This window comes from Vreelandella gomseomensis (assembly GCF_031451645.1).
Taxonomy (GTDB): Bacteria; Pseudomonadota; Gammaproteobacteria; order Pseudomonadales; family Halomonadaceae; genus Vreelandella; species Vreelandella gomseomensis.
Genome location: NZ_JARWAI010000002.1, coordinates 55,006 through 77,856 on the forward strand (window position 1 = coordinate 55,006; position 22,851 = coordinate 77,856).

Annotated in this window: 19 protein-coding genes; 14 read left to right on the top strand and 5 right to left on the bottom strand. The window is 61.1% G+C overall.

The window, feature by feature from the left end:
• Positions 1–22 precede the first annotated feature (22 nt).
• Positions 23–637, bottom strand: a complete 615-nt coding sequence (gene nudE / locus QC815_RS02400; protein ID WP_230446487.1) for an ADP compounds hydrolase NudE — start codon at positions 635–637, stop codon at positions 23–25.
• 72 nt (positions 638–709) lie between these two features.
• Here nudE and yrfG point away from each other — a divergent pair, with 72 nt between their 5' ends.
• The 9 genes from yrfG to rsd all read left to right on the top strand — a co-directional run bounded on the left by yrfG (position 710) and on the right by rsd (position 10,514).
• On the top strand, positions 710–1,363 hold the full coding sequence (gene yrfG / locus QC815_RS02405) for a GMP/IMP nucleotidase (protein WP_230446488.1): 654 nt from the start codon (positions 710–712) through the stop codon (positions 1,361–1,363).
• Between the two features lie 18 nt (positions 1,364–1,381).
• Positions 1,382–1,771 (top strand): ribosome-associated heat shock protein Hsp15, encoded by a 390-nt coding sequence (hslR, locus tag QC815_RS02410; RefSeq protein ID WP_230446489.1) that lies wholly within the window; start codon positions 1,382–1,384, stop codon positions 1,769–1,771.
• A 40-nt stretch (positions 1,772–1,811) separates the two neighbouring features.
• Positions 1,812–2,687: an Hsp33 family molecular chaperone HslO gene (gene hslO / locus QC815_RS02415; protein ID WP_230446490.1), complete on the top strand. Its 876-nt coding sequence runs from the start codon at positions 1,812–1,814 to the stop codon at positions 2,685–2,687.
• Positions 2,688–2,990: 303 nt separating this feature from the next.
• Positions 2,991–4,547 (top strand): phosphoenolpyruvate carboxykinase, encoded by a 1,557-nt coding sequence (locus QC815_RS02420; protein ID WP_230446491.1) that lies wholly within the window; start codon positions 2,991–2,993, stop codon positions 4,545–4,547.
• Positions 4,548–4,654: 107 nt separating this feature from the next.
• Positions 4,655–5,152, top strand: a complete 498-nt coding sequence (msrB, locus tag QC815_RS02425; protein ID WP_230446492.1) for a peptide-methionine (R)-S-oxide reductase MsrB — start codon at positions 4,655–4,657, stop codon at positions 5,150–5,152.
• A gap of 123 nt (positions 5,153–5,275) precedes the next feature.
• The gene (locus QC815_RS02430) at positions 5,276–7,633 is read left to right on the top strand and encodes a Tex family protein (protein WP_309766768.1); all 2,358 of its coding nucleotides are present in this window, start codon (positions 5,276–5,278) and stop codon (positions 7,631–7,633) included.
• 132 nt (positions 7,634–7,765) lie between these two features.
• A complete protein-coding gene (gene gshA / locus QC815_RS02435; RefSeq protein WP_230446494.1) occupies positions 7,766–9,406 on the top strand; it encodes a glutamate--cysteine ligase in 1,641 nt (546 codons plus the stop codon).
• Positions 9,403–9,918, top strand: coding sequence for a disulfide bond formation protein B (locus QC815_RS02440; RefSeq protein WP_230446495.1), 516 nt, complete (start codon positions 9,403–9,405; stop codon positions 9,916–9,918). The genes gshA and QC815_RS02440 overlap by 4 nt, the downstream gene beginning before the upstream one ends.
• A gap of 107 nt (positions 9,919–10,025) precedes the next feature.
• Complete coding sequence (gene rsd / locus QC815_RS02445) at positions 10,026–10,514, top strand: sigma D regulator (RefSeq protein WP_230446496.1); 489 nt, start codon at positions 10,026–10,028, stop codon at positions 10,512–10,514.
• Between the two features lie 182 nt (positions 10,515–10,696).
• Here rsd and QC815_RS02450 read toward each other — a convergent pair whose 3' ends face one another.
• Together QC815_RS02450 and QC815_RS02455 are read right to left on the bottom strand one after the other, a co-directional pair.
• A complete protein-coding gene (locus tag QC815_RS02450) occupies positions 10,697–13,759 on the bottom strand; it encodes an efflux RND transporter permease subunit (protein ID WP_230446497.1) in 3,063 nt (1,020 codons plus the stop codon).
• Positions 13,743–14,891: an efflux RND transporter periplasmic adaptor subunit gene (locus tag QC815_RS02455; protein WP_309766771.1), complete on the bottom strand. Its 1,149-nt coding sequence runs from the start codon at positions 14,889–14,891 to the stop codon at positions 13,743–13,745. The genes QC815_RS02450 and QC815_RS02455 overlap by 17 nt, the downstream gene beginning before the upstream one ends.
• A gap of 245 nt (positions 14,892–15,136) precedes the next feature.
• Here QC815_RS02455 and QC815_RS02460 point away from each other — a divergent pair, with 245 nt between their 5' ends.
• Positions 15,137–16,111, top strand: a complete 975-nt coding sequence (locus QC815_RS02460) for a malate dehydrogenase (protein ID WP_230446499.1) — start codon at positions 15,137–15,139, stop codon at positions 16,109–16,111.
• 104 nt (positions 16,112–16,215) lie between these two features.
• On the opposite strand, the gene QC815_RS02465 is transcribed toward QC815_RS02460, so the two are convergent.
• Entirely contained in the window at positions 16,216–16,872 is a 657-nt protein-coding gene (locus tag QC815_RS02465; protein ID WP_230446500.1) for a histidinol-phosphatase, read from the bottom strand.
• Between the two features lie 196 nt (positions 16,873–17,068).
• Between QC815_RS02465 and QC815_RS02470 the strand changes: the two genes are divergently transcribed.
• On the top strand, positions 17,069–17,560 hold the full coding sequence (locus QC815_RS02470; protein ID WP_230446501.1) for an RNA pyrophosphohydrolase: 492 nt from the start codon (positions 17,069–17,071) through the stop codon (positions 17,558–17,560).
• A gap of 81 nt (positions 17,561–17,641) precedes the next feature.
• On the top strand, positions 17,642–19,903 hold the full coding sequence (gene ptsP, locus QC815_RS02475) for a phosphoenolpyruvate--protein phosphotransferase (RefSeq protein ID WP_230446889.1): 2,262 nt from the start codon (positions 17,642–17,644) through the stop codon (positions 19,901–19,903).
• A 16-nt stretch (positions 19,904–19,919) separates the two neighbouring features.
• Here ptsP and QC815_RS02480 read toward each other — a convergent pair whose 3' ends face one another.
• Positions 19,920–20,690, bottom strand: coding sequence for an NRDE family protein (locus tag QC815_RS02480; protein ID WP_309766774.1), 771 nt, complete (start codon positions 20,688–20,690; stop codon positions 19,920–19,922).
• A 190-nt stretch (positions 20,691–20,880) separates the two neighbouring features.
• Here QC815_RS02480 and QC815_RS02485 point away from each other — a divergent pair, with 190 nt between their 5' ends.
• On the top strand, positions 20,881–22,044 hold the full coding sequence (locus tag QC815_RS02485) for a response regulator (protein WP_309766776.1): 1,164 nt from the start codon (positions 20,881–20,883) through the stop codon (positions 22,042–22,044).
• Positions 22,041–22,844, top strand: coding sequence for a sulfite exporter TauE/SafE family protein (locus QC815_RS02490; RefSeq protein WP_230446504.1), 804 nt, complete (start codon positions 22,041–22,043; stop codon positions 22,842–22,844). The genes QC815_RS02485 and QC815_RS02490 overlap by 4 nt, the downstream gene beginning before the upstream one ends.
• Positions 22,845–22,851: the final 7 nt, after the last annotated feature.

Below are 22,851 nucleotides of genomic sequence, written 5' to 3' on the forward strand. Positions count from 1 at the left end.
ACAGTCGTCCTGCGATCCGCCTTTATAGCAGGTCGTTGGTGTGGTCGTGCCGCTCTTCGCGCAGTTTGTCGCGGGCGATGTAGAGCGCGGCAATGGCCCGCGCTTCGTGGAAGTCCTCGCGCAGCATCAAGGCAGGCAGCTCTTCCAGCGCGTGGGTTTCCACAATCAACGGTTCGGGCTCATCCCCTGGTAAACGCTTGGGGTATAGGTCGGTGGCCAGTATTACCTGCATGCGGTGGCGCATGTAATTGGGCGCCAGGGAAAGCTCGGCCAGCGGCTCCAGATGATGCGCGCCAACGCCGCATTCTTCCATCAATTCCCGGTTGGCGGCGGTGATGACATCTTCACCAGGGTCCACCAGCCCCTTGGGAAGTGTCAGCACGTAATCCTCGAAGCCTGCCGCGTACTCGCGAATCAGTAACACGTGCTCCGGGTCGGGCATGGCGACGATCATTACCGCGCCTCTGTCGGCGCCGGTCAATCGTTCGAACTGACGCTCCTCGCCGTTGGAAAATCGCAGGTCGAGGGCTTCGACCTGGAATAAACGGCTTTGCGCCACGGTGTTGCGCTTAAGGATCTGCGGTTTTTGCGGATAGCCCGATGCAGCGCGGTTCGGGGTCGAGTCGTAGCGGGACATGGTGCCTCCATGGCTGGTAAACGGCGGTTAGGCTACAATACCACGCTTACAATGTTCGCGATGGGAGTGGCAATGATCGAGTGGAGTGAAATTGATACCGTGCTGTTGGACATGGACGGCACGCTGCTGGATCTGCACTTCGACAGCCATTTCTGGCTGGAGCATCTGCCTCGCCGCTACGTCGAGCTTCACCAACTGGACGAGGCAACCCAAGACACTCTGCGCGCCCGCATCATCGGCGAGCAGGGCACGCTCAACTGGTACAGCCTGGCCTACTGGAGCCGCGAACTCGGCGTCGATATCGTCGCCCTCAAGCGGGAAGTGCAGCACTTGATCGGCCTGCGTGGCGACGCCCTGGATTTTCTGACCTGGCTTAAGCAGGCTCATCCCCGGGTGATACTGGCAACCAATGCCGACCGGGCCAGCCTGGCTCTCAAGCTGCCGTTGACGGGGTTGGAAAACTACCTGGACGCCATCATTTCATCGGAAGATGTCGGTGCGGCAAAAGAGGAGCAAGCCTTCTGGTCGGCGCTGCAGGCGCTTGAACCGTTTGATCCCGCGCGTACCCTGTTTATCGACGACAACCCTCACGTGCTTGCCAGCGCCCGGACCTTTGGTATCCGCTATCTGATGGGCATCAAGCAGCCCGATAGCCAGCGGCCGGAAAAGGCTCTCGAGGAATTTGTCGCACTGGATCGATTTGCCCAACTGCTGCCGCCTGCTTGAGCAGCGAGGAGAGCGTCAATGAGCGATAGCGTTCGCTTGGATAAATGGCTGTGGGCCGCGCGGTTCTTCAAAACCCGCGCGCTGGCCAAGAAGGCCATCGAAGGTGGCAAGGTACACTACGACGGTACCCGCGCCAAAACCAGCAAAAACGTCGAGCTGGGCGCACTGATCAAGGTGCCCCAGGGGTGGGATGTGCTCGAGGTCGAGGTTACCGCGCTGTCCGACCAGCGGCGCGGGGCGCCGGAGGCGCGCAAACTCTACGCCGAAACCCAGGAAAGTATTGAACATCGTGCCCGCGAAGCCGAGGCACGCCGGTTGAACAATCAAGTGATGCAGCATCCGCTCAAACGGCCTGATAAAAAGCAGCGCCGTGAAATCCAGCGCTTTCAACGCCACCAAGGTGAGTGAATCCTCACTGGCGTTCCCCCCAATTCTGTAACGGTTTCTTATGTCTGATCAAATCCAACGTTTTCTGTTTGACCACACCAACGTGCGCGGCGAGATCGTGACGCTGTCCAGCGCCTACCACGAGGTGCTGGATCGCCATGCCTATCCCCCGGCGGTCAACCAACTGCTGGGCGAGCTGCTAGCTGCAGTGGCGCTATTGACCGATACTGTCAAGCTGGACGGCACCATGAGCATAGAAGTGCGCGGTCAGGGCGTTGTGTCGCTGATGATGGCCGAATCCAACCCCGGCGGTGAACTGCGAGCGATTGCCCGCATCGCCGACGGCGGCGACCTGCCCAGCGAACACGCCAGCTTTCGCGACCTGGTGGGTGACGGCCAGATCGTGATTACCCTCGATCCCCGCGACGGCAACCGCTACCAGGGGATCGTTGCGCTTGACCACGAGACGCTGAGCGGCTGCCTGGAAGCCTATTTCAGCCAGTCGGAACAGCTGCCCACGCGGCTATGGCTTGCCGCCGACGGCGAGCGGGCAGGGGGACTGCTCCTCCAGCGCCTGCCTGACGCGTCGCAAAATCAGGATGTGGATGCCTGGGAGCGCAGCGTCCACCTGGCCGATACCATCAAGACCGACGAGCTTTTGGGGCTTGAGCAGCGAGAAGTACTGTACCGGCTTTACCATGAGGAGACGGTTCGAGTATTCGAACCTAAAGCGCTGCGGTTTGGTTGCACCTGCTCGCGTGAACGCATGAGCAATGGGCTGCTGACCCTGGGCGGCGATGAGCTGCGGGATATCTTGCGTGAACAGGGCGAGATCGATACCCAGTGCCATTTTTGCCACACGAAATATCACTACACGGCCGCAGAAATCGAAAGTTTATTGGCCGACCCGGATGCGCCGGCTCCGACCATTCACTGAGTTTGTAGTCGTGCCCGGCGGAGACAGTTTTCAAGCGGCTTTCTACGGCGCCAGACATACCGGTCATTCGGGCGTTATCGCCAAACAGGCGTTTGAAAAAATACTGCGGCGCAACACAAAATGTAGTGGCAATGTCGTAGTTTAACTACAAGATATTTGCTCCAGGCCCCCGTTTTACGGGGGCTTTCTTTTTGCCATAATGCGCCCGACTCAAGCGCCCAGCCATTCGCCGGGATGAACTTTTGAAAGGCGTCGGTGACGCCCGGTAAACGAGAAAATCGGCCGCAAGGCCCAGGAATCGACATGACCACGACTCAAGCCGCTCATCAAGCCCACGTCAACCTCTGCAGCGCCGAATTGATCGAGCGCGCCGTGGCCCGTGGCGAAGGCCGCCTGTCGGCAAACGGTGCCCTGGTAGTGAACACGGGCCTGCGTACCGGCCGTTCACCGAAAGACCGCTTTATCGTCGATGAACCGTCTACCCGCGACAGCATTGACTGGGGTAGCGTCAACCGGCCCTTCGATGCCGACAAGTTCTCCGCGCTGTGGGCGCGCGTCGAAGACTATCTGGGCGCGCGCGAGCACTTTATCTCCGAGCTGCACGTGGGCAGCGATTCCGTCCACTACCTGCCGGTGCGGGTCAGCACCGAAACGGCCTGGCAGAATCTATTCGGGCGCACCATGTTTGTCCGCCCTCAAGCCTTCAATCCGGCGATGAAGGACGAGTGGACGATTCTCAACGCGGCTGATTTCGCCTGTGACCCGAGCCGCGACGGCACGCCTTCGGATGGCTGTGTGATTATCAATTTCGCCGAGAAGAAGGTGCTTATCGCCGGTATGCGCTACGCCGGTGAAATGAAGAAAGCCATGTTCTCGGTGCAGAACTTCCTGCTGCCCGACGCCGATGTGCTGCCCATGCACTGCTCCGCCAACGTCGGCGAAGATGGCGAAACCTGCCTGTTCTTCGGCCTCTCGGGCACCGGTAAAACCACTCTCTCCGCCGATCCAGCCCGTTACCTGATCGGCGACGACGAACATGGCTGGGGCGACGGTACCGTGTTCAACATGGAAGGCGGCTGCTACGCAAAGTGCATCGACCTGTCCGAGAAAAACGAGCCGGTCATCTGGAACGCCATCTCGTTCGGTACCGTGCTGGAAAACGTGGTGCTCGACGACCGCCGCGAGCCGGATTACGCTGACGACAGCCTGACGCAAAACTCGCGTGCCGCCTATCCGCTGGAGCACGTCGAGAAGCGCGTACCGGAAAACCTCGCGGGCGAGCCGAACGCCATTGTCTTTTTGACCTGCGATATGTCCGGCGTGTTGCCGCCGGTCTCGGTACTGTCCAAGGAAGCGGCGGCCTACCATTTTCTGTCGGGCTACACGGCCAAGGTCGGTTCCACCGAAATGGGCTCGTCTGAAGGCTTGGCGGCTACTTTCTCTACCTGCTTCGGCGCGCCGTTCTTCCCGCGCCCAGCGCGTGAATACGCTGATCTGCTGATCAAGCGTGTCGAGAAGCAAGACGCCCAGGTTTATCTGGTCAACACCGGTTGGACCGGCGGGGCCTTTGGTGAAGGCGGCTCGCGCTTCTCGATCCCGACGACCCGGGCGATCATCAGCGCCATCCAGTCCGGCGTGCTGCGCGATGTGCAGACCAAGCATATTGATGGCTTGAACCTCGAAGTGCCGGTGGCGGTGCCTGGCGTCGACTCGAGCCTGCTCGACCCGCGCGACACCTGGGAAGATCGCACGGCCTACGATCGCCATCTTCAGGAGCTGGTGACCAAGTTCGTCGATAACTTCAAGAAATTTGAAGGCGTCAACCCGGCCATTATCCAGGCCGGTCCACAGCTGACGTGATCATGCGTTCGCTCTATAAGGGGTAGAACGTTAGCACCCATTAGGTGTCAGAAAGGGCAACGCTTTGGCGTTGCCCTTTTGTTTTTGACCGCTATGGGAGAACGCTTATGAAACGCCGTCACTTTTTAGGCCTGACCGGGCTAGCCGGAGTCGGCGGGCTGATACCCGGATTTTCGTTTGGCTTTCCGCGGCTGGATCTTGAGCCGGCACCCGGGCTTGAAAAGCTTGAACTGAGCGCAGCCGAATGGCGTGAACGCCTTTCTGAGAAAGCCTTTGAGGTGCTGCGAGAGGCGGGCACCGAGCCGGCCTTCTCAAGCCCGCTGGATAAGGAAGACGGTGAGGGTGTATACCGCTGTGCGGGCTGTGACCTGCTGCTTTTCACCAGCGCCATGAAATACGATTCCGGTACCGGCTGGCCGAGCTTTTTCGAACACGTTGAAGGGCATCTGCTCACCGAGCTTGATTTCAAAATGGTATGGCCGCGAACCGAATATCACTGTGCGCGTTGTGGCGGCCATCAGGGCCATGTGTTTGAAGACGGCCCCGAGCCCACCGGACTGCGCTGGTGCAATAATGGCGTCGCGCTGCGTTTCGTGGCGGCCTGAGCCAGCCGGGCATCTTCGCCCGTAAGCTGAGCGCGCGTCACATGGCCCAACTCATGCCAGCCACGAGGGGATTGTGATACCTTGTGAGCACTTAATCGTGTTGCATGAGTTTCGTGGTCATTTATGGATGTTAATCAGCGTATTATTTCTCGCTTAGCCACCGAGCTGAGTGTTCGGGCCGAGCAGGTTTCCGCCACGGTGGCGCTTCTGGATGAAGGCGCCACCGTGCCGTTTATCGCCCGTTATCGTAAAGAAGTCACCGGCGCCCTGGACGATACCCAACTTCGTCAACTGGATGAGCGACTGCGCTATTTACGCGAGCTGGAAGAGCGCCGTGTCGCGGTCCTGGCCGCCATTGATGAGCAAGGCAAGCTGGACGGCCCGCTCAAGGCGGCTATCGACGCGGCGGAAACCAAGCAGCGTCTGGAAGATTTATACCTGCCGTTCAAGAAAAAACGCCGTACCAAAGCGCAGATCGCCCGTGAAGCTGGCCTGGAGCCGTTGGCGGACGCGTTGCTTGCTGACCCAACGCTCACCCCGGAAAACGAAGCCGCCGGCTACCTGCGCCCGGCAGAAGGCGATATTCCCGCCGTCGAGGATGCCAAGGCCGCCCTGGATGGCGCCAAGCAGATTCTCATGGAGCGCTTTGCCGAAGACCCCGAGCTGATCGGCCAACTGCGGGAACGGCTCTGGCAGGAGGGCGAGCTGAGCGCCCGCGTGCTGGACGGCAAGCAGCAGGAAGGGGCCAAGTTCTCCGACTATTTCGAGCACGACGAAACCCTCGCCAAGGTGCCGTCACACCGTGCGCTTGCCATGTTCCGTGGTCGCAACGAGGGCGTGTTGAGCCTCGCTATTCGCCTGCCCGGTGAAGACGAAGCCCCTATTCATCCCGCCCAGGTGACGATTGCCAAGCATTTCGGCATCAGCGACCAGGGGCGTGCGGCGGATAAATGGCTTGCCGAGGTGGTGCGTTGGACATGGCGCGTCAAGCTCTACACCGCGCTGGAAACCGAGCTGTTGGGCCGCCTGCGCGAGCTGGCCGAGCAAACCGCCATTGATGTGTTTGCTGCTAACTTGAAAGACCTGCTGCTTGCGGCGCCTGCAGGGCAAAAAGTGACGCTGGCCATCGATCCGGGCCTGCGTACCGGCTGTAAAGTTGCCGTGGTCGATGCCACCGGCCAGTTCATCGATCAGGCGACGATTTATCCCCACGCACCGCAGAACCGCTGGGACGATGCGCTCGCCGAGTTGACCAAGCTGGTGAAACGCCACGGCGTTCAATTGATTGCCGTGGGCAATGGCACCGCCAGCCGTGAAACCGACAAGCTGGCAGGGGAGCTGCAGAAAGCCCTGGCGCCCGATTACCGCCTTAGCAAGGTCATGGTGAGCGAGGCGGGCGCCTCGGTTTACTCGGCGTCGGAATATGCGTCGAAAGAGCTGCCCGACCTCGACGTCACCGTGCGGGGCGCGGTATCGATTGCCCGCCGTCTGCAGGATCCGCTGGCCGAGCTGGTCAAGATCGAGCCTAAATCCATCGGCGTTGGTCAGTACCAGCACGATGTGTCCCAGGTGCAGCTATCCCGCAGCCTGGAGGCGGTTATCGAAGACTGCGTCAACGCCGTGGGGGTCGACTTGAATACCGCTTCTAGCGCGTTGCTGTCGCGGGTGGCCGGGCTCAGCGCGGCGATTGCCGATAACATCGTCGCCGAGCGTAACCTGCGCGGCGCCTTCAAGAGCCGTAAAGCGCTTTTGGACGTCAGCCGTCTCGGGCCCAAAACCTTTGAACAGTGCGCCGGTTTCCTGCGTATTCATCAGGCGGAAAACCCGCTGGATGCCAGTGCCGTTCACCCCGAGGCCTATGTGGTGGTCGAACGTATGGCCAAGCAGAGCGGCCGCGACGTGAAAGGACTGATTGGCGATAGCGCAACGCTCAAGACGCTAAAGCCAGGCGACTTTGCCGACGAGCGCTTTGGAGTGCCGACGGTGAGCGATATCCTCAAGGAGCTCGATAAACCCGGCCGCGATCCGCGCCCCGAGTTCAAGGCCGCTGAATTCCGTGAAGGAGTCGAAACCCTCAAGGATCTCAAGCTTTCGATGGTGCTCGAAGGCACGGTGACCAACGTCACGCACTTCGGCGCCTTCGTGGACATTGGCGTTCATCAGGATGGCCTGGTGCATATTTCGGCGCTCTCCGACCGTTTTATCGACGACCCGCGCAGCGTGGTCAAGGCCGGGGATATCGTCACCGTCAAGGTCATGAGCGTGGATATCCCGCGCAAGCGGATAGGGCTTTCCATGCGCCTCGACGACGAGCCTGAGCCGGAGCAGCAGGGCGATCCCCAAGCCGGCGAGAAGGAGGCGCGCAAGCCATCGCGTCGCCAGGGGCAGAGCAACAGACGCCAAGCGAATAAATCCAGCGAACCGCCCGCGGCAGTGGGTACGCTGGGGGCGGCGTTGCTCAAGGCCAAGCAGGACAAATAGTCACGCGTCTTGAAAGTTGAACGGCTGCCGCCATATCCTGCTGTCTATTCTCGATGGGTAGCCGCTGGCGATGCCACCCGATTCCACCAAGGCTCGTGCGTGCACGGGCCTTATTGACAAGGAGTGTTCACCTTGCCTGAACCACTCACTGTGCCACCTTCACTGACGGCGACGGTCGATCGCTTGCTGCCCAGCGCCCGACAGGGCCGTCTTGGCCGCCTGCGCCGCGGGCTGGAAAAAGAAGGCCTGCGGGTCGATGCAAAGGGCCATATTGCGCAAACCCCGCATCCCTATGCCCTGGGCTCTAAGCTGACCCATCCGCACATCACCACCGACTATTCCGAGGCGTTGCTCGAGTACATCACGCCGGTGTACTCCGACCCGGGCGAGGCACTGTGCTTCTTATCGGATCTGCATAGCTTTACCTATCAGCACCTGGCCGATGAATGGATCTGGCCGGGGAGTATGCCGTCGCGCCTGTCGGGCAACGACAGCATACCCATCGCCGATTATGGCAGCTCGAATGTCGGCACCATGAAGCACGTCTATCGCAAGGGGTTGGACGTGCGCTATGGGCGAATCATGCAGGCGATCGCCGGGGTGCACTATAATGTCTCCCTGCCGGACGATATGTGGCACGCGCTGCGTGAGCTTGAGCAGGCCACCGATGTATCCTTCAACGATTATCGCTCCACGCGCTACTTTGGCATGATCCGACATTTTCGACGCCATAGCTGGCTGCTGCTGTATCTCTTCGGCGCCTCCCCGGCGGTGGATAAAAGCTTCCTACCCGATGGCAAGGTGCCGGAAAAGCTCCAGCCGTTAGGCGATGACACCTATTACGCCCCCTACGCGACCACGCTGCGCATGTCTGATCTGGGCTATCAGAACAAGGTTCAGTCGCAGCTGAAGATCTGTTTCAACTCGCTGTCCAACTACGTCAATACGTTGCGCCACGCGATTTCGTCGCCGTGGCCGGATTACCAGAAGCTAGGGGTAAAAGTAGGCGACGAATGGCGACAGCTGAACGCCAACATTCTGCAGATCGAGAACGAGTACTACAGCGATATTCGCCCCAAACGGGTCGCCAAGCACAACGAAACGCCCAGCCAGGCGCTCGAGGCGCGGGGCGTCGAATATATCGAAGTGCGCTGTCTGGACTTGAATCCCTTTGACCCCCTGGGCGTTGATGAAACGCAAATGCGCTTTGTCGATACCTTCCTGATGTGGTGCCTGCTCAGCGATAGTCCCTGGATCTCGGACGAGGAATGCGACCGGCTCGATGACAACCGCCGGTTTGTTGTCGAGCGTGGGCGTGACCCGGCGCTGACGCTGATTCGCGACGGTGAAGCGACCTCGGTGCGGGAATGGGGCGAACAGATATTCACCGAAATGGCAGAGGTCGCGCGACTTCTGGATGCAGTGGAAGAGGGCGCCCCCCACGCCGACGCCCTGGAAGCGCTGACGCCGCGTCTCAAGGATCCCGAGCTGACTCCGTCGGCGCAGCTGCTTGCGCAGTTGCAGGCCGGCAATGGCTCGCTGAGCGATGCCCTGCTCACGCTTGCCAAGAACCAGGCGGACGAGCTCAGGGCCAAACCCATGCAGCGTTCACGGGAGGCGCTGCTGGCCCAGCTGATTGATACCTCTCACCAGCAGCAGCACGACATCGAAGCCGATGAGCAAGTCAGCTTCGACGAATTTTTACGCGACTATTTTGACCGCGCCCGGGAATCGCGCGCGCTATCGACACTGCCGACGGAGAAGAAAGCATGAAAACGCCGTCTATACGTTACCCGGCGCTATTGGGCGTCTTTTTTTGTATCGTCATGATGGCGGTCGCCCTGGGGCTGGAGCACATCGGCGGGTATGAGCCTTGCCCGCTTTGCGTCTTCCAACGCGTGGCGGTGATTGCCACGGGCATTGTCTTGTTGCTGGCGGCGGTGCACAACCCGGCAGGACGCGCGGGCAAGGTGATTTACGGCATCCTCGGCTTGCTGACGGCGGGGACGGGGGCGTTCATCGCGGGTCGCCACGTGTGGCTGCAGTCGTTGCCCGCCGATGAAGTGCCCACCTGCGGGCCGGGGCTGGATTACATGATGGATATCCTGCCCATGCAGGACGTGGTGGCCATGGTGTTGACCGGCTCGGGGGAGTGCGCCGACATTGACGTTACCCTGCTGGGACTATCGCTGCCGGCGTGGACGTTGATCGGCTTCGGGGTACTGTTACTGATACCGCTGCGTATGATCATTCTGGCACGCCAGCGCGCCATGCTCTTCAGCTGATAGGCGGAATGCCAGGATGAGGCAAACCATCCTTATGAGGATTGACACCGCTGAGCGGAAAAGCGAGTCTAGCCATCTAGACGGCGGCGACAAGCAAGGAGAGCCCCATGCTCGAAGATTGTAAAAACGCCCAGGAGCGCTGGGGCGGCGTGCACAGCCTGATTGACCGCTGGTTGGAGCAACGTCGTGATCTACTGGTAAGCTTTATCGAGCTGAAAGACGCCTGTGACGCTGAGCTTGAAAGCGTCAGCAAGTCGCGCATTGATCATTTTAGCGAATCGCTGATGGATTACATCAGCGCTGGGCATTTTGAAATCTACCCGCAGCTTGCCGAAGAAGCCCGCGCCTTCAACGACGACAGCGCGCTTGAAACGGCGGAAAAACTGCTCGAGCGTCTGGAGATGTCGACGGAGATGGTGCTGGCGTTCGATACCGATTACGCCACATCGGTGAGCTGTCAGCAAAACCTTGCGCGGCTGCCGGCCTGGATTGATCGGCTCGCGCGTGGTCTGACCGAGCGCTTTGCGTTGGAAGACCAGCTCATTGCCCGCCTGCACGCAGCTCATAGCCCCGAAACGTCCAACGCCCCTGCCTGATAATAAGCGATCGTGCCACCGCAGTTTAACGTCCGTAGATAGTCTGATCGCCCGACAAGTCGGGCTCCTACAGGGGCTGTGTGCCTGTATTGATTTTGTAGGAGCTCAACTTGTTGAGCGATCAGCAGCAATCCTGTCGATGAAAAAGATCGCTAGCAGATAGCCTAAACGGATGCTTAGTTTCACCGCAAGCGGCCGCCAATCACCAGCATGCAAGGCGTCAGTAGCAGGGTGAGGGCGGTGGCGAAGGTGAGCCCGCCAGCGATAGCGCTCGACATCTGGGTCCACCATTGTGCAGAGGGCGCATTGAAGCCGAGCGCGGGCGAGAACAGGTCGACATTGATCCCCAGCACCATCGGCATCAGCCCCAGCACCGTAGTGATCGCCGTCAGCAGCACCGGACGCAGGCGCAGACAGCCGGCTTCCAGCGCCGCCTCGCCGGGCGTCATGCCCCTACCGCGCAGCTCGTTGTAGGTATCGATCAACACGATATTGTTGTTCACCACGATGCCTGCCAGGGCAATGATGCCCATCCCCACCATGACGATTCCGAAGGCCTGACCGGTTATCAGCAGCCCCACGAGCACGCCCGCTGTGGAAAACACAATGGCGGAAAGCACCAGCCCCGCCTGGTAGAAGCTGTTGAACTGGGTGACCAGAATCAGCGCCATCAGGCCAATGGCCACCAGGAAGGCACTCGTCAGGAACTGCATCGACTCCTGCTGGTCTTCCTGCTCGCCCGCCACATTGACCATCAAACCATCGGGCAAGCGGCCGCCACTGGCCTCGAGCAGGGCGTTCAGCCGTTCGTCGGCGAGATAGCCCGGCGCCAGATCGGCTTCGACGGTGATGGCCCGGCGACCATCGATGCGGTTGAGGGTGCCGACCTTGGGCGCCGGTTCCAGCGTCACAAAGTGCGAGATGGGCACCTGGCCGCGCTGGGTGTTGATCGTCAAACGCTCCAACTGATCCAGCGAGCGCCAGTGTTGCGGCAGACGCACGCGAATATCCACTTCATCGCTCACCTCGGGTGGCCGATAGCTCGCCACCTGCAGGCCGGTCGTCAGGAGCTGCACTGCGCTGCCGATGGTCGTAACGTCGGTGCCCATGCGCGCGGCGGCTTCACGGTCGACATTTACCTGCCACTCCACGCCGGGCAGGCTGCGGTTATCCTGAATGTCTTCAAAGCCGCCCAGCTCGCGCATCAGCTGGGTCAACTGGTTGACGCCAGCATCGGTTACGTCGGGATCCGTGGCGCTGACTTCCAGGACAATGGGCTTGCCGCCGCCGGGGCCCATCTCCTGCTCCTGGAATTCAAGTCGAATACCCGGGATGTCGCCGGCGCGTTCGGCCATGTCGTCCAGGATCGCCTGGGCAGGCCGGCGCTCGTGCCAATCGATGAATTGGAACTGCAGCATGCCGATCACGTCGTTGCCCATCTGCTCGTTGGGCACGGCAAAGGAGCGCGCGTACAGCGCACGCACTTCGCTCATGCTGGATAGCTTGGCTTCCACCCGCTGCACGATGGCGTCGGTCTCCTCGGCGGAGAAGTCCCCACGGGCGCGCACCAGCACCTGGGCGCTGTCCGGCTCCACGTCGGGGAAGAAGTCGACACCGTGATTGAAGCGCGCGTAGCCGGTATACAGCAGCGCCATCAACAGGAGGGTGACCAGTAGCACCCAGGCCGGGTGCAGAAGCAATCGGGCAAGCAAATGGCGATAGCCGCGCCCGAAGGAGGTCGTCGACGCATCATGGTCAGGGCCTGTCGACGTCGCGGCGGTGCGTGTAAACAGCCGCCCCAGCGCCGGCAAAAATACCAGCGCCATGGCAAGCGATGCCAGCAGGCACAGGATCACCGTGGCGGGCAGGTACTTCATGAACTGGCCGACGACGCCGGGCCAGAACAGCAACGGAATGAATACCGCAAGCGTCGTCGCGGTAGAGGCAATGACCGGCCAGCTCATGCGTGAGGCGGCGTTGAGCCACGCTTGATGGGGCGATTGGCCATCGCGCAGGTGTCGGTCAGCCAGCTCACTGACGACGATGGCGCCGTCCACCAGCATGCCGGCTACCAGAATCAGGCCAAACAGCACCACGATATTGAGCGTAAAGCCAAGCGCCCAGATAAGCAGAATGCCGGTCAGGAAGGCGCCGGGGATGGTCAGCCCGACGAGCAGCGCCATGCGCCAGCCCATTACCGCCACTACCACGATCAATACCAGCACCACGGCGGTGAGTACGTTGTTGAGCAGCTCCGAGAGCATGTTCTCGACGGTGGTCGATTCATCCAGAATGGTGGTGAAGCGCAGCTGCTCGGGGAGCAGGTCGCTTGCCTCCGCCAGGCGCTCGCGCACGGCGCCAATGGTGGCAATGATATTCGCGCCGGCGCGTTTGGAGACTTCCAGTACCACCGCCGGTTGACCATCGATACGGGCAAAGCCTTCGGGGTCTTTATAAGTCGGGTTGATCCAGGCCACGTCGCCAAAGGTGACGACGCGATCCTCATCGACCTTGACCGGCATGTTCATGACATCGTCGAGAGAGGCAATGATGCCGGGGACTTTCAACGCCAGGCGCCCCGCACCGGTATCCAGGCTGCCGGCCGCCACCAGGCGATTATTACGCGACACCTGATTGAACAGCGCATCAAAGTCGACGCCGTAGCTTTCCAGTACCAGCGGATCCACGACGATCTCAAGCAGGTCTTCCCGTTCGCCGGCAATATCGACTTCCAGTACATCGGCGATACCCTCGATTTCTTCCTGCAGGCGACGGGCAATTGTCATGCGTTCGCGGGTATCCAACTGCCCGGACAGGCCAATGGTCAAGACCGGAAACTCCGACACGTTGACCTCCATGACCCGTGGCTCATCGGCCTCGGAAGGCAGGTCGCTGCGTGCAATGTCCACCCGGTCGCGCACGTCGGTCAGCGCGGTGTCGGGGTCAAAGCCCGGGTCGAACTCCAGCGTGATCGAGCCATGGCCTTCGCTTGATTGAGCGGTGAACTTGCGCAGTCCTTCAATGCCACGCAGTTCCTGCTCCATGGGCCGGATCAGCAGCCGCTCGCCGTCCTCGGGGCTTACCCCTTCCAGAGACAGCGACACATAGATCATCGGGATGGTGACGTCGGGGTTGGCTTCCTTGGGAATCACCTGCCAGGCGGTGATGCCCGCCAGCAGAAGACTTACCAGCAGCAGTAGCGTCGTGCGGGTGTGGGTCAGCGCCGCGTTAATCAGCTGGCGCATGAACGCTATCCTGTTCTGCTGAAGGGTCTGAAGAGCGTTCAGGGGACGCAGGCGAAGAAATCGTGGCGGTGTGTGTCATGATCGGGGTAACCGTCTCGCCGACGTCGACCATGCCCGCGCCCAGCGTGATCAGGCGCAGCGGATCCGCAAGGCCGGTCACATAAGCGCGCTGGGTATCGGCGCTGACCAGTTCCACGCGGGTCTGCTGCACCTGATTGTTATCGTCCAGGTGCTTGACGGCCAGTTGGCCCTCGCGATCGAGGCTCAGCAGCGCGGGCGACAGGGAGTGCACCTGGCGGGGCGGCAAGGTAATCGTCAACTCCGCGCTGCCGCCTGCCAGGCGCTTGCCGGCGGGGTTGTCCAGCGTGGCTTCGATATAGAAGCTGCGCGTGGCTTCTTCGGCGCGATGGCTGATAAAGGTCAGTTCACCTTCAAGGTAATCGCCATTCAATAGCCGTGCAGTAACCGGCAGGCCCACGCTTAAATCGCCCACCTGCTGCTGGGAGACCCAGGCGGCGCCTTTCAGGCGGCGGTCGTCGACCAGTTGGCCCCATTCCTCGCCGGGCTGAAGCAGGTCGCCAAGCTCCACCGTCACGCGATTCAGCACACCGTCAAACGGCGCGGTGGGGCGGCTGTCATCCAGCTGCTTCTGCAGCTGCGCCACGGAAGCGGCGCTGGCGCTCAGTGCGCTCTGTCGGCGCAGCAGTTCGGGCTGTGAAATCAGTTCCCGCTGGCGCAGGTTGCGCGCGCCGGCATACTCGGCTTCGGCCAGGGCCAGTTCGTCGCGGGCCTGCTGCAATTGCTCGGGGAGGGCGTCGTTGTCGAGCACGAGCAGCGTGTCGCCGGCTGCCACGCGGCTGCCCTGGTCCACCGGCTTCTCGGCGACATAGCCTGCCACGTTGGCGCGCAGGGTGGTCTCCCGCTGGGCGGTCAGCTGGCCCTGCACGATCTGCTCGGGAATATAAGCGATGCTCTGCTGTTCGACGACTTCCACGCGCGACTCGGGGGCGCTGTCTTCAGTGGCGTCCGGAGGGGTGGATTGAAAACCCTGAAAATTACCCAGAGCCAGCCATACCACCAGCGCCAGCACCAGAAGACTCGCCAAGGCATAAGAGAACGGGATTTTTCGCATGGAGCGTCCATGTCCTTAGCAAAACAAGAAAAGCGGTACTACCGCCGATGACACCATAGCGCAACTCGCCCTTTTCGGCGAGCGACAGCCCGCTGCATGAATGTCTATTGAAGTAAATGGGTACTCGTCGCATGTCTGATTGAGTTTTTATTCACCTGGGCATACCATCTTTGCGTCTTGAGTTTATGAAGCGCCACTCCTCTCAGGCGAGAACCATCCCTAGGTGAACCAATCAAGGAGCAATGATGAAAGATCCAGTACGTATTGCGATTACCGGCGGTGCCGGTCAGATCAGCTACTCTCTTATTTTCCGCATCGCCGCAGGCGACATGCTGGGGCCGGATCAGCCTGTCATTCTCCAGCTTCTGGAAATTCCCCAGGCAATGGACGCCCTGAACGGCGTGGTCATGGAAGTCAACGATTGTGCCTTCCCGCTCGTGCAGGACATCGTTGCAAGCGACGATCCGAACGTTGCGTTCAAGGACGCTGACTTCGCCCTGCTGGTCGGCGCACGTCCGCGTGGCCCGGGCATGGAGCGTAAAGACCTGCTGGAAGCCAACGCCGCGATCTTCTCTGTCCAAGGCAAGGCGCTGAACGACCATGCCAGCCGTGATGTGAAAGTGCTCGTTGTCGGTAACCCGGCTAACACCAACGCGCTGATCGCGTCCTGCAACGCGCCGGATCTGGACGTCGGCCAGTTCACCGCCATGACGCGCCTGGATCACAACCGCGCCCTGACGCAGCTGGCGCAGAAAACCGGCAAGCACGTTACCGACGTTGAAGACTTGATCATCTGGGGCAACCATAGTGCGACCCAGTACCCGGATCTGGCCCAGTGCAAGGTCGACGGCAAGCCAGCGTTTGATCTGGTCGAGCGCGACTGGTACGAGAACGACTTTATCCCTACCGTGCAGCAGCGCGGCGCGGCGATCATCAAGGCCCGTGGCGCCTCTTCTGCCGCCTCAGCTGCCTCCTCCGCCATCGACCACATGCACGACTGGGCGCTGGGTTCCAAGGGCATTGTCAGCATGGCGATTCCCTCTGACGGCAGCTACGGCATCGAAGAGGGCATCATCTACTCCTACCCGGTACGCTGCCAGGGTGGCAAGTATGAAATCGTTCAAGGCTTCGAAATTGACGAATTCAGCCGGGAAAAGATGAAGGCAACCGAGACAGAGCTGCGCGAAGAGCGTGCGGCCGTTGAGCATCTGCTCGGCTAAGCGCACCTGCCGGCGCTTTGACACGCGCGTCAGTTAACGCAAAAACCCTGCAAGCGCTGCTTGCAGGGTTTTTTTATCGATGCGAGGTGGCGCTCACGCCATGCTCAGTCACGCAGACTCATGATCCGCCATTGGCGCTGCTCAGCCACATTGCGTAGGGTGTCGTCAGGGTCGACGGCGACCGGGTGGTCGACTTGTTCAAGAAGCGGTAAATCGTTGTGCGAATCGCTGTAGAACCAGGCGCCTTCCATGCTCAGTTCCTGCTCCGCCAGCCACTGTTGCAGGCGGGTGACTTTGCCTTCCCGGTAGCTGGGCACGCCTTGGACGCGGCCGGTGTAGCGGCCGTCAACGCGCTCGGGTTCGACGGCAATCAGGTGATCAACGCCCAGTCGCTCGGCGATCGGCGCGGTGATGAAGCGATTGGTGGCGGTAATGATCAGCAGGGTATCGCCGCTGGTGCGGTGGCGGGCCAGCAACGCTTCGCCTTTGGGTAGAATATGCGGCTCGATCTTGCTGGCCATGAACTGCTGGTGCCAGGCGGCAAGCTGTTCGGGGGTGTTGTCGGCAAGCGGCTTGAGCGCAACGGCCAGGAACTCGGCCATGTCCAGGTTGCCGGCCTGATAGTCGGCCATGAAGCGGTCGTTGGCTTCCCGGTAGGCGACGGGATCTACCGCGCCCTGCTCGAGCAGGAACTCGCCCCAGGCGTGATCGCTATCGATGGAAATCAAGGTGTTATCCAGGTCGAAAATGGCCAGACTCACGGCGCTCCCCTTATCATGCATGATGGATAACACACGGCGTGTCATCGGTGATTGGCGGGAGCGGATTATCGCAGAGTCACGGTGGGTTTCACACCGCAACGCCGGGTGCGTTGGTAAGTTAGCGCCATATTGTATTGATACGCTTGTTGTCCCTGTGGAAAAATGGCGCTAATTGAAAATCTATAAGGTGATGTCCGTGATCGACGCTGACGGCTTTCGCCCCAATGTTGGCATCATTATCGCCAACCGCCAGGGGCAGCTGCTATGGGCGCGTCGTGTAGGACAAAATGCGTGGCAGTTTCCCCAGGGAGGCATCAAGGCAACCGAGACGCCGCAACAAGCGCTTTTTCGTGAGCTTCACGAAGAAATTGGCCTGACGGCCAACGATGTTGACATTGTCGCCTGCACCCGGGGCTGGCTGCGCTACCGTCTGCCACGACGCATGATTCGCACACATTCGCGGCCAGTTTGTATCGGCCAGAAGCAGAAGTGGTTTTTACTCCAAATCCGCTGCGAGGACAGCCGTATCTGCATGACGGCGACGCCCAAGCCCGAATTTGATGGCTGGCGTTGGGTGAGCTACTGGTATCCCCTTGGTCAGGTCGTGCCGTTCAAGCGTGAAGTGTATCGCCGAGCGCTCCGCGAGCTATCCCCCCGCGTTCAACGATTGGCGCTAATAGACGAGTAGGCTGCGACCCTGTGACGGGGTAGCAGTTGATTGCCAAGGAATTCCTCAGCGAGGCAGATAACAGTGAAAAGCAAAACGTCCATGCTTGAGGTGCTGCGACGCGTTATTCAGGAAGTGAATGGCGCGAAAAACCTGGATGCCGCCCTGGCCACAATGGTGCGGCGCATTCGCAAAGCGATGCAAACCGATGTGTGCTCGTTTTATCTCTACGATAAAGAGCTGGAATCGCTGGTGCTGATGGAAACCATCGGTCTGCGCACCCAGGCTGTCGGGCAGGTGGTGCTTCCGCTGGGTGAGGGCCTGGTGGGGCTGGTCGCCAAGCGCAGCGAACCGCTCAATCTCGAAGATGCCCAGTCTCACCCGCAGTTCCGTTATTTTGAAGCCACCGGCGAAGAACGCTACTCGAGCTTTCTCGGCGTGCCCATCATCCACCAGCGCCTCATGCTGGGCGTGCTGGTGGTTCAGCAGGCGGAAAAACGTCAGTACGACGATGAAGACGAAGCCTTTCTGGTGACCATGGCGGCGCAGCTGGCGGGCGTCCTGGCGCATGCCCTGGCGACCGGCAACCTGAATCGGCGCGCCTTGCCCAGCGGCCAGACGATGTTCAAGGGCGTGGCGGCCTCCCCGGGGATGGCAATGGGCGAGGCGGTGGTGATTACGCCGCCGTCGGATCTCAACAGCGTGCCAGATCTCGTCCCCAGCGATGAGGACTTCGAGGTCGCGCGGTTAAAAGAGGCGATCGGCAAGACACGCAATGAAATTCGGGCGGCGGCCGAGCGGCTGGTCAATCGTATCTCGACCCAGGAACTGGCGCTGTTCGACGTTTACCAGCAAATGCTCGGTGAAGCAGCGCTGTCCGAGGAGGTCGAGAAGCGCATCCGCGAAGGGCAGTGGGCGCCCGGCGCATTGGCCGATGTGGTGCGTCGCCATGTGCAATACCTGGAGCGCGTGGACGATAATTATCTGCGCGAGCGGGCGGCGGATATCCGCGACCTGGGGCGCCGCGTGCTGGCTCACCTGCAGGAGGACTCCCCCTCGACCCCTGAGACCTACCCCGATAACGCGATTCTGGTCGGCGATGAAATCAGCGTGGCGATGCTGGGCGAGGTGCCCCGGGATAAACTCAAAGGGCTGGTGTCGGTGCGCGGTTCAAGCACCTCCCACGTGGCGATTGTCGCTCGCGCCATGGGGATTCCCACCGTGCTTGGCATGGTCGACTTGCCGCTACCTCGACTGTCGGGCGCGCCGGTCGTGCTCGACGGCCATCGGGGACGGCTGTTTGTGCGCCCGGCCCCTGAGCTCAAGGCCCGCTATGAAAGCCTGATTGCCGAGGAAGACGCGCTTAGCGAGCTGTTGGCCCACGAGCAGGACCTGCCCAGCGAAACGCCCGACGGCCACGACATGCCCTTGATGGTTAACACCGGATTGGCAGTCGATGCCGCAGCGCTACTCAAGAGTCGCATCAGCGGGGTGGGGCTGTATCGTACCGAAGTGCCGTTCATGATTACCGAGCGCTTCCCCGGTGAGAAAGAGCAGACTCGTCTGTACCGTGATCAGTTGGAAAGCTTTTCGCCGCTGCCGGTGGTCATGCGTACCCTGGATATTGGCGGCGACAAGGATCTGCCGTACTTCCCCATCGAAGAAGCTAACCCGTTTTTAGGCTGGCGCGGCATGCGGGTGACTCTGGATCACCCGGAAGTGCTGATGGTGCAGCTGCGGGCGATGCTGAAAGCGTCCCGTGAGCTCGACAACCTCTACGTGCTGTTCCCCATGATCACCAATGTGGAGGAGGTGGACGAGGCGCTGCGACTGCTTGATCGTGCGATTCTGGAACTAGGGGAAGAGGGCATCGACGTCGAACGCCCCAAGGTGGGCGTGATGATCGAAGTGCCGGCCACCATTTACCAGATGGATGCGCTGGCCAAACGGGTGGATTTTTTCTCGGTCGGCAGCAATGACCTGACCCAGTACCTGTTGGCAGTGGATCGCAACAATCCGCGCGTCTCCAGCCTTTACGACGCGCTGCACCCCGCCTTGTTGGGTGCCTTGCAGGAACTCTCCCAGGACGCCTCACGGCTCAAGAAGCCCATTTCGCTTTGCGGCGAGCTGGCGGGTGACCCGGCCGGCGCGCTCCTGCTGATGGCGATGGGGTTCACCAGCCTGTCGATGAATGCCCCCAGCCTGCCCAAGGTGCGCGCGGCGATTCGCCGTGTGTCGCTCAAGGATGCCCAGCAGCTGCTGTCGGAAGTGATGCTACTGGACACGCCTGCCCAGGTGCACATGCATCTCGATAAACGCATGGACGACTGGCAGCTTTCCCATTTGCTTCCCCCGCGAGACTAGCCTTTTGTGACAGGGCTCACCGCTCGCAAGGGATGGTGAGTGTCGTGTCCCCTTCGAAGGTGCCCCCGGGGCCAAAGCGCTGCTCGGTAATGTCGATCTCGCCATCGCGGGCAAGCGATAGCCAGGTGGTGGCCCGGGTGCCGTAGCGTTCGCCGACGATAAACGCGGCCGATAGCTGATGCTCAAGCTCTCTGCCCACGCCGGTGTCTGGTAGTGCACTGACCGGCGCTGTCCGGGGGTCCTTGAAAGCGGGCAGCGTTGGATCAGGAAACTGCAGCGGATCCGTCTGCGTCAGCGCCGCCTTCACGGACTGCAATTTTGGCCATGGGGTATCGAGCGCTGCATTGGACAGCCCGTGGACGCCCGGCGATACCTGCCAAAGCGACAGCTGTTCGCGGCCGCGGTGCAGGTACCACAGCTGATCCGGGGTGGCGACCAGCAGGTTGAAGCCCGCGTACTTTGCAGCCTCACCCTCGGCAAGCTGGTTAAGCCAGGCGGCGATGTCGTCGCATTCCAGTGCCTGACTGACCAGATGCCCGCGACTGGGTGCCCCTGGTGCCGTCACCAACGCCGGGTCGCGGACATTGGTCAGCGTCGCGACCCGTCCCTGGCGATTGGTCGCCAGCCAGCTTCCGCCGGCTTCCAGGTCGCGCCCGCCGACCAGATGAGGCGCATCGTCCCAGGCGGCGAGCGGGGCAGTAGGGCGCGCATGAAACTCATCGCGGTTACCCATCAGCTGCAAGGGCACGGCAGATCCTGGCTGCCAACGAAAAGCGATTAAACACATAGAGGGCTCATTGTCCGGTTGGCGAGTGGCGTGGAGATTGTCAGCACCAGCGGATGCATGACACTCCAGGCGTGTCGACGTACACTTGATGCGGTCATTTCCTACAATAACGCATGTGGTGAAACAAATGCGTCCCGCAAGGGTGACGCATACGCCTGTGATGCTTGGCCAGAGAGGAAGGCGCTATTATATGCAACGCAACCAGCGAGAACACGTCTGGAACATGCTGATATGGCCCGTGCTGTGGCCATTATTGCTGGTGCAGGCTGCCTTGGTGACGCTCTGTTTACTGGTGGTCTGGCTGGTGGGCTGGATGTCGCCCGACTATGCGTCCTGGAGCCTGTCGCTTTGGCTTATGCTGGCGCTGCTGGCGGGTAGCAGCTTGAACGTGGCGACATTCTTGATGCTGATCAAGTCGCGTGCCAAGCATCAGGAGGCGCGTCTGGCTCAGCAGATAGCCGAGCTTGAGCAGCATGTGCAGGCGCTCTCTGACCAGGCTGCCATCAGCGTTCCACCGCAGGCGCAGGTGGGGGGCGAGAACACGGCCGTCGTGCCGACGACGCGCCTGATGCACGTTAACCAGGGGCTGTCCAGCCTGATTGCATCCCTTGCAGACGTTTCGACACCTTCGGCGGGGCCGCAGGCAGAGGATAGCGCCAAGACCCTGCTGGATGACCTTCACCATCAGCAGCGACAGGTCAGGCATTTGCTGGCGGGACGTGACCGGGCCCGTGAGGAGTCGCGCCTCAAGTCCGAGTATCTAGGCTTGCTGCAGCGCGAAACCGACGAGCTGTTTGACCACTTGAGCAAGCAGTTGAACACGCGACTTAGCGAAGACTGCCGGGCCAATCTGCTCGAGGTTCGTGAACGCATTGCCGATATCCGCGCGCTGTTGATGAACCTGGTTCAGCACCGTGACCTCCCAAGCGGGTCTGACACCCTGCCGGTGGCGGCTTCGCTGCGCGTGCTGGTGGTGGACGACGGCCCGGTCAACCTGATGCTGGCACGTCAGGTGCTCGAGAACCATGGCCTTTACGTTGAGGGCGTCAGTAGCGGTGAACAGGCGCTGGCGCGGCAGCAGCAAACCTTTTTCGATCTCGTCTTTATGGATATCTTCATGCCAACGCTCAGCGGGCTTGAAACCGCGCGCCGCTGGCGAGCGTTTGAAAGCGCCCAGGAAAGCCGCAAGAGCGTGCTCGTGGCGCTGACCGCGAATGCGGATAACATGGGGCGTGAGGAGTGCTTTGAGGCGGGCCTTGATGACCTGCTGATCAAGCCGTACCAGCCTGAAACCTTGCTGGGTATCATGACGACCTGGTTTCCCGGCACCGATGGGGCATCGACCGCCCGATGAGCGTATTGGCGATGTCGGTGCTCGGGTACCTGCTGCTTGGCGTCGTGGCGGGCACCCTGGCAGGTCTCTTCGGTATCGGCGGTGGACTGCTCATCGTCCCGGCATTGGTCGTGGCGTTCACCTTCCAGGGCTTCGCGCCCGAGGTGGTGATGCACCTCGCCATTGGTACGTCGCTGGCCACCATCGTGGTCACCGGTGCGTCGTCGGCGCTGGGTCACTGGCAACGGGGCAGTATCCACCTGCCGTGGTTGATGGCGCTGTTGCCGGGGTTGATGGCAGGCGCGATTGTCGGCGTACTGGTGGCCGGCCAGCTGTCGGGGCCGCTATTGGGCACGTTGTTTGGCCTGTTTGTGCTTGCGATTGCCGTTAAAATGGCCGTCGGGTTTGGCGCCGTCAGCCGTCAGGTCACGCCACCCCCTGGCTACGCGATGATAATCGCCGGGGGTGTCATTGGCGGCGTTTCGGCGCTGTTCGGCATTGGCGGCGCCACCATGGCCGTGCCCTGGCTGTCGCGGTGTGGCGCTAGCCTGACGCGAGCGGTGGGAACCTCCGCCGCCTGCGGTGTTCCCATTGCACTATTGGGGGCCGCGACCTTTATCTGGATGGGCTGGGGACATCCTCAGCTGCCTGACTGGACGACCGGGTATGTGATGTGGCCAGCCTTTATCGCCGTGGTCATGACGAGCGTTCCCTTTGCTCGTGTGGGGGTTCGTCTGGCGCACCGTTTGCCCAGCCACGTGTTGCGCTGGGCCTTTGCCGCCCTGCTGGCCGTGGTGGGGCTCAAGTTTTTGTTGAGCTAGTTGGATT

Excerpts from the sequence above, each read along its gene's own strand:
- nudE (WP_230446487.1), bottom strand. The coding sequence starts at position 637 with ATGTCCCGCTACGACTCGACCCCGAACCGCGCTGCATCGGGCTATCCG.
- yrfG (WP_230446488.1), top strand. The coding sequence starts at position 710 with ATGATCGAGTGGAGTGAAATTGATACCGTGCTGTTGGACATGGACGGC.
- hslR (WP_230446489.1), top strand. The coding sequence starts at position 1,382 with ATGAGCGATAGCGTTCGCTTGGATAAATGGCTGTGGGCCGCGCGGTTC.
- hslO (WP_230446490.1), top strand. The coding sequence starts at position 1,812 with ATGTCTGATCAAATCCAACGTTTTCTGTTTGACCACACCAACGTGCGC.
- QC815_RS02420 (WP_230446491.1), top strand. The coding sequence starts at position 2,991 with ATGACCACGACTCAAGCCGCTCATCAAGCCCACGTCAACCTCTGCAGC.
- msrB (WP_230446492.1), top strand. The coding sequence starts at position 4,655 with ATGAAACGCCGTCACTTTTTAGGCCTGACCGGGCTAGCCGGAGTCGGC.
- QC815_RS02430 (WP_309766768.1), top strand. The coding sequence starts at position 5,276 with ATGGATGTTAATCAGCGTATTATTTCTCGCTTAGCCACCGAGCTGAGT.
- QC815_RS02440 (WP_230446495.1), top strand. The coding sequence starts at position 9,403 with ATGAAAACGCCGTCTATACGTTACCCGGCGCTATTGGGCGTCTTTTTT.
- rsd (WP_230446496.1), top strand. The coding sequence starts at position 10,026 with ATGCTCGAAGATTGTAAAAACGCCCAGGAGCGCTGGGGCGGCGTGCAC.
- QC815_RS02450 (WP_230446497.1), bottom strand. The coding sequence starts at position 13,759 with ATGCGCCAGCTGATTAACGCGGCGCTGACCCACACCCGCACGACGCTA.
- QC815_RS02455 (WP_309766771.1), bottom strand. The coding sequence starts at position 14,891 with ATGCGAAAAATCCCGTTCTCTTATGCCTTGGCGAGTCTTCTGGTGCTG.
- QC815_RS02460 (WP_230446499.1), top strand. The coding sequence starts at position 15,137 with ATGAAAGATCCAGTACGTATTGCGATTACCGGCGGTGCCGGTCAGATC.
- ptsP (WP_230446889.1), top strand. The coding sequence starts at position 17,642 with ATGCTTGAGGTGCTGCGACGCGTTATTCAGGAAGTGAATGGCGCGAAA.
- QC815_RS02480 (WP_309766774.1), bottom strand. The coding sequence starts at position 20,690 with ATGTGTTTAATCGCTTTTCGTTGGCAGCCAGGATCTGCCGTGCCCTTG.
- QC815_RS02485 (WP_309766776.1), top strand. The coding sequence starts at position 20,881 with ATGCAACGCAACCAGCGAGAACACGTCTGGAACATGCTGATATGGCCC.
- QC815_RS02490 (WP_230446504.1), top strand. The coding sequence starts at position 22,041 with ATGAGCGTATTGGCGATGTCGGTGCTCGGGTACCTGCTGCTTGGCGTC.